Here is a 14,932-nt window from a genome sequence, read left to right on the forward strand (position 1 = left end):
ATAAAAGTGTTTGTAAAGTGTTTTTTCTTAACAACGGTTTTATCATGTATAACCGATTACATAAAAGGTAATTTAAAGCCTTTTTTCTTCCCTTTTGTCATGTTGGTCATCTGCTTCATCATTTTTTTCATTTCCTCAAACTGCTTTAAAAGACGGTTGACTTCCTGAACGGATGTTCCGCTTCCTTTGGCAATCCGCTTCCGCCGGCTGGCGTTAATGATATCCGGCTGTTCTTTTTCAAGAACAGTCATTGATTTAATGATCGCTTCCACATGATTCAGCTGTTTTTCATCGACTTGGATGTTTTTTAAGCCTTTCATTTTGCCTGCGCCGGGCATCATTTGCAGCAGTTCGTCAAGAGGCCCCATGTTTCGGACCTGGCCGAGCTGCTCCAGAAAATCATCCAATGTGAAGCTCATCGTTCTCATTTTCTGCTCAAGCTCTTTGGCTTTGTCTTCATCAACGGTCGCCTGAGCTTTTTCAATCAGCGTCAGCACGTCACCCATTCCGAGAATCCGGGATGCCATCCGTTCAGGATGGAACGCTTCAAGAGCATCGAGCTTTTCTCCCATTCCGGCGAATTTAATCGGCGTTTCGGTGACCGCGCGGATAGAAAGCGCCGCACCTCCGCGGGTATCCCCGTCAAGCTTTGTTAAAATGACACCCGTTAAACCGAGCTGGTCATTAAAGCTTTTGGCGACGTTTACCGCATCCTGACCGGTCATTGAGTCGACGACAAGGAAAATTTCCTCAGGATTTGCGACTTCCTTTACGCCGGAGAGCTCATCCATCAGTTCATGATCGATATGCAGTCGTCCGGCGGTATCTAAAATCACATAATCATGATGCTCTTCCTTCGCTTTTTCAATCGCCTGTCTGGCAATTTCCACCGGGCTGACCTGATCGCCAAGCGAAAAGACCGGCATATCAAGCTGTTTCCCCAGGGTTTCCAGCTGTTTAATCGCGGCGGGGCGATAAATATCCGCAGCCACGAGCAGCGGTTTGCGGTTATGTTTTTTGCGCAGCAGGTTGGCAAGCTTCCCCGTGGTTGTCGTTTTACCGGCACCTTGGAGCCCGACCATCATAATAACGGTCGGCGGGCGTTTGGCGACGGCAATTTTGCTTTCTTCGCCGCCCATCAGCTCGGTAAGCTCTTCTTTTACGACTTTAATAACCTGCTGACCGGGTGTCAGACTCTGCATGACGTCCTGTCCGACAGCCCGTTCACTTACTTTTTTCACAAAATCCTTTACGACTTTAAAGTTAACGTCAGCCTCAAGAAGCGCAAGACGAACTTCACGCATCATCTCTTTTACGTCTTGTTCGCTGACTTTTCCTTTTCCGCGGATTTTTGAAATCGTCTTTTGCAGTCGGTCGGCTAATCCTTCAAATGCCATTGTTTGCCGCCTCCTAATCTAATTTCTCAAGCGCTTCAATCAGAGCCGTCATTTTTTCCTCTTCCTGCAACCCGGAAGCAAGCTCTTTCAGCTTTGTAAACATTTCTTTACGCTCCTGAAACTTTTTAAAAAGGAGCAGTTTTTCTTCATATTGTTCAAGCATCGCTTCAGTCCGTTTGATGTTATCGTAAACGGCTTGCCTTGAAACGTCATACTCTTCGGCTATTTCACCAAGGGAGAAATCGTCCAGATAATAAAGCGACATATAGCTCTTTTGTTTTGACGTCAGCAACGACTGATAGAAGTCAAATAAATAGTTCATTCTCGTCGTTTTTTCGAGCGACATTTGAGCTCTCCCCTTTGTTAAGTCAAATCCCTTTACAAAAACTTAGTTTACATGGTTTCAGAGCGTGTGTCAAGTTTTTATCTTGTCAAAGCATGATGCTCTTTTTACATCATAAGTTTTTTCAAAAAAATTCATATAGACCGTCGTTAAAATACTCGAATTCTTGTTTTGATACACGGTAGCGGCAATAGCCTTCGTAAAAAGCATTGAGGTATGCTTCATTTGTGACAAAATGACTGATCGCTAATGATTCATCATATCGCGGATCTCCCGCCGATATTCCCGCAGCATCGATAAACAGATAGACCTCTCCGTCTTTCACCAGCACATTATCAGTCGTGCAGTCACCGTGAATCATTGTCTGCTGAACAGGAACAGGCCTGTACCTGTCCAATTCCTTCAAAAGCTCTGCACTTCCTTCAGCCTGCCTTTTTTTGACATATTCCCCGGCTCGTTTGATTTGCAGATCGAGCCAGTCTGTTTCCGGCTGTAAACCAGAGACCATTTCGGTTTCATGCAGCCGTTGCAGAAACCGGCCGAAACTTTTGATCAGCTTTTTCTTTTCAGTATCCCCTTTTGCTTTTCTTAAAGCCGAAGTCAGGGTGATTCCATCCTCAAATGACATGATGATATGGCTGGCATGCTGTTCCTGTATCATCCCATAATAAACAGGAACAGGCAGACGACGAGTTTCCGTCAGTTTTTGTAAAACGAAGGCTTCTCTCATTAACCATTCCCGATACTTCTGTTGAAAAGAACTTTTCAGCAGAAATGCGTCTTGACCGGTCACTATTTTTCGAACGGTTGAAGTGCCTCCCTGTTCACCCAACAGCGACATATGGTTTATCGCGCCGATCTTACTTTCCAATTCAGCTTTCAGCCATTTGTCCAACAATTGCCCCCTCCATTCCGATCTATCAATGCGTATAAAAAAACGAGTATAAAACCGTCCATTTTATACTCGTTTTTTATTCATTAATCCTCGGCTTTTTCAACTAAATCAGAAAAGAGACCGTATACGTAAGATTCTGCATCAAATCGCTGGAGATCGTCAACCTTTTCTCCGAGGCCGACCAGTTTCACGGGGATGTGAAGCTCATTGCGGATCGCCAGGACGATACCGCCTTTTGCGGTGCCGTCAAGCTTCGTTAACGCGATACCCGTCACATTCGTCGCTTTGGAGAATTCTTTCGCCTGCGCCATCGCATTCTGGCCTGTCGTCGCGTCCAGCGCAAGGAGAACCTCATGCGGAGCCTCAGGCACTTCGCGTTCGATGACGCGTTTGACTTTTTCAAGCTCTTTCATTAAGTTTACTTTATTCTGAAGGCGGCCGGCCGTATCACAAATCAGCACATCCGCTCCTCTTGCTTTAGCCGCGTGTACGGCATCATAAATAACCGCCGCAGGGTCGCTTCCGGCAGCCTGCTTAATGACAGGCACGCCTGTACGCTCCCCCCACACTTCAAGCTGTTCAATCGCCCCGGCTCTGAAGGTGTCTCCGGCAGCGAGCACAACGGATTTGCCTTCATTCTTCAGCTTATGGGCAAGTTTTCCGATCGTTGTCGTTTTTCCGACGCCGTTTACCCCGACAAGCAGAATAACGTTCAGGCGCCCGTCCTGAATATTTAATTCAGAAATCTGTTCGTCGCCGCTGTTATAAATGTCGACAAGCTTTTCAGAAATGACGGACTGCACTTCCTGAGGATCCTGGATGTTTTTCAGCTTCACTTCTTTTTTGAGCTCATCAATCAGCTCCATGACGGTTGTAAAACCGACGTCAGCGCCAATCAGCACTTCCTCAAGCTCCTCGAAGAAATCCTCGTCGACTTTCCGGTAGCGGGAGACGAGTTCGTTCACTTTATTCGAGAAGGAATTTCTTGTTTTTTCAAGACCATCTTTAAATTTTTCAGAGACGGAGTCTGTCTGTTTCGTGATTTTCTCTTTTAATTTTTTAAAAAAGCTCATCTTTCAACCTCTTTCCTCGTTACTGAACGAATTCTTTTGTTTCTTCCAGTTTGACCGAAACCATTCGGGAAACGCCGGATTCCTGCATCGTTACACCGTAGAGGACATCCGCTTCTTCCATGGTGCCTTTTCTGTGGGTGATGACGATAAACTGGCTGTCGCTGCTGTATTTTTTTAAATATTGCGCAAACCTGAATACATTGGCTTCATCAAGCGCAGCTTCCACTTCATCAAGGACGCAAAACGGCACGGGCCTTACTTTCAGAATGGAGAATAAAAGGGCAATGGCAGTCAGCGCCCGTTCTCCCCCTGACAAAAGATTTAAGTTTTGCAGTTTTTTGCCCGGAGGCTGCGCGATAATGTCCACCCCGGAGTTAAGAAGATCATTCGGATCAGTCAGCTTCAGTTCAGCCCGCCCTCCTCCGAATAAAGAACGGAACACGTCGTTGAATTGAGAACGGATCTGGATAAACGTTTCATGGAAACGCTTCGTCATTTCAGAATCCATTTCTTCAATGACTTGAAACAGTGTGTTTTTCGCTTCCGTCAGGTCATTTTTCTGCTCTGTTAAAAACTGGTACCGTTCGTTTACTCTTTCAAATTCATCGATGCTGCCGAGATTGACCGTTCCGAGCTCTTCAATTGAGAGCTTGATCAGTTTGACCCGTTTTCTCGCCTCTTCAGGCTCGATTTCAAGCTGATATTGTTCTTTAGCCCCTTCAAAGGATAAGCTGTATTCCTCGCGTAAATACTGCAAGAGATTATCAAGCTCAACTTCCATCCGGCCGAGTTTTACCTCTTCATCTTTCAGAATTTCTGTTTTTTGCTTGTAGAGACGCTTCATCTCTTTCAGCTCAAGTTCGTTCGTATCAAGCGCCCTCTGAAGCTTCACACGCTGGTCGCGCCGGCTGGCGATCAATTCGATTGTTCTCGTTTTATCGTGAAGCTTATGATGGGCTGCTTCTTCAAGCTGCTCCTCACCGCTTGTGCTGGACGTCATTTCTGAGGTCAGGAGGCTTAAATCTTCCCGTGTTTCTTTCAGAGCGAGCTGCGTTTCCTCAAGCTCTTTTTTCAGCCTTTTGAGGTTGTCTTCTTCACTCGAGCACGCCTGTTCTTTTTTCGCAGCGGCCACTTTACATTCCGTCAGTTCATGAGAGAGCGTTTCTTTTGTTGAGGATAGGGTCTGCTTTTGTTTTGTCAGCCTTTCCATCTCTTCCTCAAGCTCTTTCAGCTGGCCGGATGCCTCACTCAGCTGTTCTTCCAGAGCTGATTTGCGCGTCTCTTTTTCCCGGCTGCTTTCCGTCAGTGATGCTTTCTCCTGATCGTAAAGCTCCAGATGGGTATTGATGTTCTTTTCAGCGACTTCAAGTTCATACAGCCTGCCTTTTACATCCTGCTGCTTTGTTCTGAAAGCTTCACCGTCTTCACGGAGACCGCTCAGCGTATGTTCAAGCTCTTGAATGGCCTGCTTCAGCGTTTTGACCTCTTTTTCGAGCAGAGCTGTTTTTTCTTCCATTTCGGCAAGCCGCGCAGTCACCGTCTCAAGCTCACGGCTTCTGCCGAGCAGAGAATTGTTTTTCTTTTTGACCGCGCCGCCTGTCATTGATCCGCCTGGATTGACGACATCGCCCTCAAGCGTCACGATGCGGTAGCGGTGCCCGAGAAGCTTGGCCAGTTCATTCGCGCCTTTTAAATCTTCAGTGATCAGCACGGTGCCGAGAAGGTTTTGAATAACATTCCGATATGCCGCATCATATGTGACAAGCCCGCTCGCTGTGCCGAGGAAAGACGGATGCTTCTGAGCCGTCTGTTCATCACGGGTTTGGAGCTGGCGCGGTTTCATAACCGTAAGCGGCAGGAACGTCGCGCGGCCGAAGGAATTCTGTTTTAAATATTGAATCGCTTTCCGCGCCGCCTGCTCATCGTCTGTGACAACGTGCTGCGCCGCTGCGCCGAGTGCAATCTCGATCGCCGTTTCATATTTTTGTTCGGTGGCAATCAGTTCGAGAACGGCGCCGCGGATGCCGCCAAGCTGCTCTTTCTGTTTCAGCACTTCTTTTACGCCTTGGTAAAATCCTGAAAAATCGCCTTGCATCGTTTCAAGCATATCTTTTTTGGATCTGGCCTGCTGGACGAATTGATATGCCTGATACAGCGCAGATTCTTTCTTTTCATATTGGCGTTTTTTCTGTTCATATGCTGTCTGGACTTCACGAAAGCGGACGACCTGATTGTGAATATCCTCTTCAACGGCGGCCAATTCTTCTTCGCACGCCACTTTGCGGACTGCAATATCGTTACGTTCTTCAAGGTATTTTTCATTGTTTGCTGTCAGTCTCGCCTGCTGGACCGCAGATTGGGACATCTGGTCATCTAAAAGCTGCAGCTCGTTGCGAATCGACGCCTGACTGTTTAACAATTCAAAGTAATCGCTTTTTAATTGTTCGATTTTGTCTTCTACATTTTCATTATGCAGACTGAGAGCCTGCTGCTTTTCTTTCACCTGGGCGTTTAACCGCTTCACTTCCGCACGAAGTTTATCATAGACGGCAGACTGTTTTTCAATGTCCGCTTTCAGTTCGGCTTCTTTGTTCGTGTAATGTGTAACGGATTCCTCAAGCTGTTCCCGGTTTTGCGCGGCGTTTTTTTTGCGCTCTTTCAGCACTTCTTTCCGGCCTTCCAGCTTTTCCAGCTCTTCACTTGTCACGAGCAGAACCTGCTGCAGTTCGTTGACGGATTCATCAAGCGCGTGGATTTTATCTCTCGTCTCTTCTATCATCGCTTCTTTTGCGGACAGAGCCGATGATTCCGCCAATTCTTCTTCTTTTGCCGCCTGCACCTTTTCTTTTAAACCCGACCATCTGCCATGCAGTTCTTCGATGTCAAAGGCGGTAAGGGCGATTTCGACATGTTCAAGCTCTTTCTTTTTTTCTAAGTAGTCTTTGGCGATTGATGCCTGGATTTTCAGCGGTTCGACCTGATCTTCAAGCTCGTGGAGAATATCTTCCACCCTGTTTAAGTTATCCTGCGTCTCAAACAGTTTGTTTTCCGCTTTTTTCTTTCTTGTTTTATATTTCAGCACGCCGGCCGCTTCTTCAAAAATACTGCGGCGGTCTTCCGCTTTGCTGCTGAGAATCTCTTCGACTTTCCCCTGGCTGATAATAGAGAATGCTTCTTTCCCGAGCCCGGAGTCCATAAATAAGTCAATGATGTCTTTCAGGCGGCACTGCTGATTGTTGATGAGAAATTCACTTTCTCCGGAGCGGTACACCCGTCTCGTCACGCTGACTTCGTGATAATCGATCGGGAGAAAATGATCTTCATTATCAAGCGTTAACGTAACTTCGGCAAGGTTCAGCCGCTTGCGCGAATCACTTCCAGCAAAAATGATATCTTCCATTTTTCCGCCCCGAAGCGAGCGGGCTGATTGTTCGCCGAGCACCCAGCGGATGGCTTCGGTAATGTTGCTCTTTCCGCTGCCGTTCGGACCGACAACGGCCGTGACGCCTTTTACAAAGTCAACGGATATCCGTTCTGCAAATGATTTAAATCCTATAACGTCTAAACGTTTGAGGAACATCCCAGATCCTCCTTATCGTATAAGTATCTCAATATTATCATAATCACCCGCTTATATCAGGCGCAGACATACTGAAATCCCCCTAGGGAAACAGGGGGATTTTATTGTTTCGTATGATGTTTTTGCATTTTTGCAAGAGCTTCCTGTGCCGCATGCTGCTCGGCTTCTTTTTTGGAACGTCCGTTCCCGATACCGAGCGCCTCACCTTTAAGAGAGACAAGCGCCTCGAATTCCCGGTTGTGGGCAGGCCCTTTTTCATTGAGAATTTTGTACTCAAGCGATCCTTTTCCGTCCCGCTGTACAAATTCTTGAAGCTGGCTTTTGAAATCCATCACATGAGAAAAAGCACCATCGTTTATTTTAGGGAACACGTACACTTTCAGGAATTGCTGAACCGGCTCAAGGCCCTGATCCAGATACAGTGCGCCGATAAACGCTTCAAACACATCCGCTAAAAGCGCAGGACGCTTTCTGCCGCCCGTCATTTCTTCTCCTTTTCCCAAGAGAACAAGATCGCCGAATGACAATTCATGGGCAAGTGAGACGAGTGACGGCTCGCATACGATAGCGGCTCTCAGCTTCGTCAAATCTCCTTCACTCATGGCCGGATATTTGGCAAATAAGAATTGGGAGATCGTCAGTTCCAAAACAGCGTCACCTAAAAATTCAAGCCTTTCATTGTCTTCATACGGCTTTTTCCGATGCTCATTCACATAAGATGAATGTGTAAATGCTTGATACAAAAGTTTCTCGTTTTGAAAATGAACCGAAATCCGTTCTTGGAACTCTTTAAATTGCTCTATTTTTTTATAGAACTTTTTTTTATCTTTAAAATGTGAGTGTTTTGACATAGTAACCTCCATAGGCACATCAGGTTCACCGCGCTCCCCGCCGTAAACGGAATCGGCAGCGCGTACAGCGTCAGACGCCGGTAACCGAACGATTAAAGGGCTAAAGCCCCGCTGTCAGGCGGGACTTTTAGCATCAGCTTATTGCTGGTTTTGTATGTAGTTCACAGCGTCGCCGACTGTTGCAATCTTTTCAGCATCTTCGTCAGAAATCTCCATATCAAACTCGTCTTCAAGTTCCATAACAAGCTCAACTACATCTAGGGAATCAGCACCTAAGTCTTCCTTGAAAGAAGCTTCAAGTTTGACGTCAGCTTCATCAACGCCAAGGCGGTCTACGATGATTTTCGTTACACGCTCTAATGTATCTGCCATAGCAATTCACCTCCCCTCAAGTATTATAGAGGATTCGTTTTTAAAAAACTAGAGAAACTAGGATGAAATTTTAAAAACAAATCTTTACATCACCATTCCGCCGTCAATATGAAGGGTTTGGCCCGTCATATAACGCGATCCTTCAGAAGCAAGGAACGTAACAACGCTGCTGATATCGGAAGGATCACCGAAACGCGCGAGCGGAATCTGCTTCAGCATTTCATCTTGGACTTCTTTAGAAAGCTTGTCCGTCATATCTGTAGAAATAAAGCCCGGAGCAATGGCATTGACCGTAATATTGCGGCTCGCAAGCTCTTTGGCTGATGACTTCGTTAAGCCGATTACACCGGCTTTTGCCGCCACATAGTTCGCCTGGCCGGGGTTTCCGCTGACGCCGACGATTGATGATACGTTGATAATCCGGCCGGAGCGCTGTTTCATCATCTGTCTTGTAACGGCTTTCGTGCAGTTGAATACACCTTTCAGGTTAATGTTAATGACATCATCCCATTCATTTTCTTTCATTCTCATCAGAAGATTGTCTTTTGTGATCCCCGCATTGTTCACGAGAATGTCGATTGAAGAAAATGCAGCGACAGCCTCTTTCATCATGTTTTGTACTTCTTCGGAATTTGATACATCGGCTTTTACCGCGATCGCGTTTCGGCCCAAAGATTTGATTTCATCTACGACTTCGTTCGCTTTCGCTTCATTCCCGGAGTAGTTGACTACTACGTTACAGCCGTTTTTCGCAAGATCAAGCGCGATCGCCCGCCCGATTCCGCGGGACGCTCCCGTTACCACTGCTGTTTTTTCATTAAGCATCCTGATTCTCCTCCTTCAGCGTTTGAATCGCCAGTTCGATGGTTTCATGGTCAGAAACCGCGATTGTTTTAAGGCGGCGGTTCACTTTTTTCACAAGGCCTGAAAGCACTTTTCCGGGCCCGATTTCAACAAACGTCGTGACACCTTCGTCAATCAGTTTGTTAATGGTTTCTTCAAAGCGTACAGGTGAGTACAGCTGTTCGATCAATTTTTTCTTGATATCGTCTTTTTCTGTCATAACGTCAGCCGAAACGTTTGAAATCACGGGAACAGCCGCATTTTTTAACTCACAGGCGCTGAGCACCTCCTCGAGTTTTTGCGCTGCCGGCTTCATTAATTCAGAATGGAACGGTCCGCTTACTTCTAATGGGATTGCCCGTTTTGCTCCGTTGTTTTTCGCTTCTTCTGAAGCCAGCTCCACGCCTTTTGCCGTTCCGGAAATTACGATCTGGCCGGGGCAGTTCAGGTTTGCAAGCTGTACGAGATGCCCGTTTTCCGTCACTTGATCCGTTACCTTTTTCAAGGACTCCGCATCCATTCCGAGAATCGCTGCCATGGCGCCTTCTCCGGCCGGCACGGCTTCATTCATGAATTCTCCCCGTTTTCTTACCGTGTAAACAGCATCTTTAAACGTCATCGCTCCCGCCGCAACAAGCGCCGAATATTCTCCGAGGCTGTGGCCGGCGGTGAAATCAGGGGTGATGCCGGATTCTTTAAACTTTTCCAATACGGCGATGCTCGTTGTCAACAGCGCAGGCTGCGCATTGTATGTAAGGGTCAATTCTTCGGCGTCACCTTCAAAAATGAGCGAGCTCAGCTTTGTTTCAAGCGTTTCATCCGCTTCATCAAAAATACGTTTTGACGCTTCTTCGCGTTCGTACAGGTCTTTTCCCATACCGATATATTGTGATCCCTGTCCGGGAAATAAAAATGCAATCTTACTCATGATGCGGTAACCTCCAGACTACTCATCTGTTTTTTCTTCTTTTACTTCTTCTTCTATAAATGCGGCCACGTTTTGGCTGACCATTTCTCTCGCCTGGCGCAGCGCATGGTAAACAGCGCGTGCGTCAGAAGAGCCGTGCGCTTTAACGACGGGCGCTTTCAAACCGAAAAGACTCGCCCCGCCGTACTCAGAATAGTCCATTTTCAGTTTCATTTCCATCAGCTTCGGCTTCAGCACTCCCGCTGCGAGCTTAGTAACAAAACTTGAAGTCAGTGTATCTTTCAGCATTTTGAAAATCGATAACGCTGAACCTTCCAATGTTTTCAACGTGACGTTGCCCGTAAAGCCGTCTGTGACGATGACGTCAGCAGCGCCTTCGAGCAAGTCTCTCGCCTCAACGTTTCCGACAAAATTCACGTTTGTTTCTTTTAATAATTCAAACGTCTTTTTTGTCAGGTCGTTTCCTTTCTTTTCTTCCGTGCCGACATTTAACAATCCGACGCGGGGCGAGCTGATTCCGAGAACCTGCCGGGCATATACAGATCCCATAATTCCGTACTGGACGAGATGCTCCGGTTTGGCATCGACATTGGCTCCCACGTCCAAAAGAAGGAAACCGTCGCCTGAAACGGTCGGAAGCGTCGGCGCAAGCGCAGGCCGGTCGATTCCTTTAATTCTGCCGACGATAAACAGTCCCGCTGTCATGAGTGCGCCTGTATTCCCCGCTGAGATGCAGGCGTCCGCTCTGTTTTCAGCCACTTCCTGCGCCATCAGCACCATAGAAGAGTTTTTCTTTCTGCGTACGGCGCGGACCGGTTCATCCGTCGGTTCAATCACTTCATCGGCGTGCAACACAGTGATGCGGTCTGATGTTGTTGGCAAGTGTGATTCTATCGTTGTCTTGTCACCGACCAGCGTAATATGAAGATCGTCAAATGCCTCAATACTCTTCATTACTCCGTCAATAACAGCTTTGGGTGCGTTGTCGCCTCCCATTGCATCTACAGCTATTCTCATGCATGCTCCACCTTTATGATTGTTTTGAACGGTACATGTCAAAGCTGCCGGAGAACACGACTTCTTCTCCCACATAGCTGTTGACTTCAACTACCGTTCTGCCTTTTTCTTTTTCGACTGCCGTCACTTTGGCTTTCGCAACGACGCGCTCGCCTTCTTTCACCTGTCTTGTAAAGCGGATATTTGCGCTTGCGGTCAGCGCCAGCTCATCATCAATGACGGCTACGGCGAGTGAGTTCGCCTGCGCAAACAAATGATGCCCCCGCGCAATTTGATTGCGGCTGAAGACATGTTCGCGTCTTACTTCTAATATGGAAATGGCCTGGCCGTCAAGCTCCAGATCAATAATTTCACCGATCACTTCGTCTAAAGACAGTGATTTCACTTCATCATCAAGCGTTTGTTCTGCCACGTTTTTAATTCTTTCCCTCAGCTCCGGTATTGAGAGCTCTAAGCGGTCTAAACGGATCGTCTGAATGCTGACGCCGAATTTCCCCGCTAATTCTTCATCTGTGATGAAGGGTGTCGATTTGATCGTCTGCTGCAATAATTTTTGGCGTTCTTTCTTGCTTCTTCTCATCTGTAAACACCATCCGGACAATTAAGACTAGGTACTAATAGTAGTATATAATCTCATAGATTGGAATGCAATGATTGTTTTTTGAAAGCCGCCGAATTTTACAGAATCAACTTAATTTCTCCCCTTCTAGGACGCCGCTTGAAAGTAATTGGCCGCGCAGCATGCGGTATTCGTCATCTTTCCAAAAAGCCTCTGAAGACACCAGATTGGCCGCATCCTGGCGGGCCGTCTCCAAAGCTCTGTAGTCATGAACCATATCCGCCACCTTGAACTCGGGCATACCGCTCTGTTTTTTTCCGAAGAAATCCCCGGGGCCGCGCAGTTCAAGGTCCTTTTCAGACAGCTCGAAGCCGTCGTTTGTCTCTGACATGATTCTCATCCGTTCCTTCCCGGTTTCGGATTTCGGATCGGCCATCAAGATACAGAAAGATTGGTGGTCTCCCCGCCCGACCCGGCCGCGGAGCTGATGAAGCTGAGATAATCCGAAACGGTCGGCGTCATAGATGACCATAATCGTCGCATTCGGCACGTTCACCCCGACTTCTACGACGGTTGTTGACACAAGTACCTGACATTGATTGGCGCTGAATTCTCTCATCACCTGATCTTTTTCATCAGAATGGAGCTTCCCGTGCATCAGGCCGACATTCCATTTACCGCGGTAAACGTCAGACAGCATGTTATATACGTCAATCGCATTCTGCACATCCAGTTTATCCGACTCTTCAATGAGCGGGCAGATAATATAGGCTTGCCTTCCCTGTTTCAGCTCTTTTTCTATAAAAGCCAAAATCCGCTCCAGCATGTCGTGTTTCACCCAATACGTTTCGATTTGTTTTCGCCCCGCGGGCATTTCATCTATCACGGAAACATCCATTTCTCCGAAGACGGTAATGGCCAACGTTCTCGGAATCGGAGTGGCTGTCATAAACAGCACATCCGGATCCTGACCTTTATTCTTGAGTTTTTTGCGCTGTTCGACTCCGAACCTGTGCTGCTCGTCCGTAATAACAAGGCTCAGCGCTTTAAATTCCACTTCGTCCTGGATTAAAGCATGGGTCCCTACTAAAATATCAATCTCTCCGAGAGCAAGCCGCTCCAAAAGCTCCCTGCGCCGCTTTCCTTTTACAGAACTCGTCAAAAGCGCGATATTTACATCTTCATTTGCAAACAACGATACGAGAGAATCTGCATGCTGTTCGGCCAGAATTTCAGTCGGCACCATTAATGCCCCCTGATACCCCGACAGAATCGCAGCGTACAAAGCGATGGCGGCGACGGCCGTTTTCCCTGAACCGACATCACCTTGCAGCAGACGGTTCATTCGGTAAGGGGATGTCATATCAGCGATAATTTCCCGAAGCACGCGCGTCTGTGCGGTTGTGAGCGAAAACGGCAGGCTGTCTGTGAAAGCAGCGAGCTTTTCAGCAGGAAACACATGGCTGATGCCTTTTGACTGTTCCCTTTCCGCTTTACGGAACGCCTGCATTTTCAGCTGAAATAATAAGAATTCCTCGTAAACAAACCGGCGTCTTGCCTGCTGTAACGATTCCCTCGTTTCAGGCTGATGCATCGTCTGCAGGGCATGTTTGTAATCAGGCAGCTTGTAGCGGATTCTCAATTTTTCAGGAAGCGGATCGGCCGCACTGTCCAAATGATGCTGCAGCGCTTCCTTAATAAACCGTCTCATCATTTTTACGGTGACGTTTTCTTTAACGGAATAAACAGGCTCAATGCTTTTATCTTCTTGATGAGGACCGTTTTTTAATTCCTGCACGGAAACGGTCTGTCTGTGTTTATCCCATTTCCCCGATATCGTGACGACAGAACCTAACGTCAGTTTCTTTTTTAAGTAGGGACGGTTAAAGCAGACCGCGGTAATTAAATAATTGCCGACAAGCACCCTGAATGTCAGCCTGTTTCGTTTTTTGCCGTAATAGGTAAGAGAAGGTTCTGAATGAACCTTCCCTTCTACCGTCACTCTTTCTTCATGTTTTACTTCTTCTAAATCCCTCAGCTCATAGTCGTCATAACGGTAAGGGAAATAATTCAGAAGATCAGAAATGTCATAGATACCAAGTTCGTGCAATGTTTTTTCTGTTTCCGGCCCAATGCCCTTAATTTCCGCTATACTAGTTTGCTGATGGTGTGTCACTTGATTTCAGCGCTCCTCCGAAAATTTTTTTCTCTAATTCTCTTCCCGTCGGTGTCGCGGCTAAACCGCCTTGTCCCGTTTCACGCAGTGCTGTCGGCATTGTCTGGCCGATTTTGTACATCGCGTCAATCACCTCATCGCAAGGAATGCGGCTTGTAATCCCGGCCAGCGCCATATCCGCCGCGATCATTGCGTTGGATGCTCCCATTGCGTTTCGTTTGACACACGGCACTTCTACCAATCCGGCGACCGGGTCACATACGAGACCGAGCATATTTTTCAGTGTAATCGCCATTGCTTCCGCTGATTGCTGAGGCGTTCCGCCCGCCATTTCCACAATCGCAGCCGCTGCCATGCCTGATGCTGACCCGACTTCCGCCTGACAGCCTCCTGCCGCTCCTGAAATACTCGCATTGTTTGCTACGACAAAACCGAACGCGCCGGCTGTAAACAGAAAACGGATCATTTGTTCTGTCGTAGGGTTCAGCTTATGCTTTACGGCGAATAACGTTCCCGGCACGACCCCGGCAGAGCCGGCGGTCGGTGTAGCGCAGATCGTTCCCATCGCCGCATTGACTTCATTTGTCGCGACAGCTTTAGAAACGGCGTCTAAAATCAGATTGCCCGACAGGCTTCTTCCCGATTGGATGTATGCCTGAAGTTTCACGGCATCTCCGCCTGTTAAACCGGTCTGACTCGTGACGCCCTTCAGCCCTTTTTCAACAGCTGCTTCCATGACGGAGAGATTGCGCTCCATTCCTTGAAAGATTTCTTCCCGCGTTTTTTGCGTCACTTCCATCTCTTGCGTGATCATCACTTCCGAAATCGGAATTTGTTTTTCTTGAGTGATTTCTATTAATTCTTTTACATTACGAAACATGTCATTTTCCTCCTGACT

Annotated in this window: 13 protein-coding genes; all 13 read right to left on the reverse strand. The window is 47.3% G+C overall.

The genetic code is table 11. The annotated features are described in order from the left end of the window. Positions 1 to 56: 56 nt before the first annotated feature. Complete coding sequence (gene ffh / locus OVA33_RS16750) at positions 57 to 1,397, reverse strand: signal recognition particle protein (RefSeq protein WP_007409763.1); 1,341 nt, start codon at positions 1,395 to 1,397, stop codon at positions 57 to 59. 13 nt (positions 1,398 to 1,410) lie between these two features. Then, complete coding sequence (locus OVA33_RS16755; protein WP_003154299.1) at positions 1,411 to 1,743, reverse strand: putative DNA-binding protein; 333 nt, start codon at positions 1,741 to 1,743, stop codon at positions 1,411 to 1,413. Positions 1,744 to 1,864: 121 nt separating this feature from the next. Continuing rightward, a complete protein-coding gene (locus tag OVA33_RS16760) occupies positions 1,865 to 2,635 on the reverse strand; it encodes a phosphotransferase family protein (protein WP_128974072.1) in 771 nt (256 codons plus the stop codon). A gap of 83 nt (positions 2,636 to 2,718) precedes the next feature. Then, positions 2,719 to 3,708, reverse strand: a complete 990-nt coding sequence (ftsY, locus tag OVA33_RS16765) for a signal recognition particle-docking protein FtsY (RefSeq protein WP_003154301.1) — start codon at positions 3,706 to 3,708, stop codon at positions 2,719 to 2,721. Between the two features lie 19 nt (positions 3,709 to 3,727). After that, entirely contained in the window at positions 3,728 to 7,288 is a 3,561-nt protein-coding gene (gene smc, locus OVA33_RS16770) for a chromosome segregation protein SMC (protein ID WP_071181760.1), read from the reverse strand. Positions 7,289 to 7,389: 101 nt separating this feature from the next. Beyond that, complete coding sequence (gene rncS / locus OVA33_RS16775) at positions 7,390 to 8,139, reverse strand: ribonuclease III (RefSeq protein WP_014417754.1); 750 nt, start codon at positions 8,137 to 8,139, stop codon at positions 7,390 to 7,392. A 138-nt stretch (positions 8,140 to 8,277) separates the two neighbouring features. Further along, complete coding sequence (gene acpP / locus OVA33_RS16780; RefSeq protein ID WP_003154310.1) at positions 8,278 to 8,511, reverse strand: acyl carrier protein; 234 nt, start codon at positions 8,509 to 8,511, stop codon at positions 8,278 to 8,280. 84 nt (positions 8,512 to 8,595) lie between these two features. After that, complete coding sequence (gene fabG / locus OVA33_RS16785) at positions 8,596 to 9,336, reverse strand: 3-oxoacyl-[acyl-carrier-protein] reductase (protein ID WP_003154312.1); 741 nt, start codon at positions 9,334 to 9,336, stop codon at positions 8,596 to 8,598. Beyond that, positions 9,329 to 10,282 carry an ACP S-malonyltransferase gene (gene fabD / locus OVA33_RS16790; RefSeq protein WP_007409759.1) on the reverse strand — a complete coding sequence of 318 codons (954 nt, stop codon included), beginning with the start codon at positions 10,280 to 10,282 and terminating at the stop codon, positions 9,329 to 9,331. Before fabD ends, fabG begins: the two co-directional genes overlap by 8 nt. Positions 10,283 to 10,300: 18 nt before the next feature. Then, positions 10,301 to 11,299 carry a phosphate acyltransferase PlsX gene (gene plsX, locus OVA33_RS16795; RefSeq protein ID WP_017417766.1) on the reverse strand — a complete coding sequence of 333 codons (999 nt, stop codon included), beginning with the start codon at positions 11,297 to 11,299 and terminating at the stop codon, positions 10,301 to 10,303. 13 nt (positions 11,300 to 11,312) lie between these two features. Further along, positions 11,313 to 11,879 (reverse strand): transcription factor FapR, encoded by a 567-nt coding sequence (fapR, locus tag OVA33_RS16800; protein WP_003154320.1) that lies wholly within the window; start codon positions 11,877 to 11,879, stop codon positions 11,313 to 11,315. Positions 11,880 to 11,985: 106 nt separating this feature from the next. Further along, on the reverse strand, positions 11,986 to 14,034 hold the full coding sequence (recG, locus tag OVA33_RS16805; protein WP_017417765.1) for an ATP-dependent DNA helicase RecG: 2,049 nt from the start codon (positions 14,032 to 14,034) through the stop codon (positions 11,986 to 11,988). Continuing rightward, positions 14,012 to 14,914, reverse strand: a complete 903-nt coding sequence (gene sdaAA / locus OVA33_RS16810) for an L-serine ammonia-lyase, iron-sulfur-dependent, subunit alpha (protein WP_003154324.1) — start codon at positions 14,912 to 14,914, stop codon at positions 14,012 to 14,014. Before sdaAA ends, recG begins: the two co-directional genes overlap by 23 nt. Positions 14,915 to 14,932: the final 18 nt, after the last annotated feature.

It is taken from the genome of Bacillus sp. KICET-1, assembly GCF_027721405.1.
GTDB classification, from domain to species: Bacteria; Bacillota; Bacilli; order Bacillales; family Bacillaceae; genus Bacillus; species Bacillus velezensis.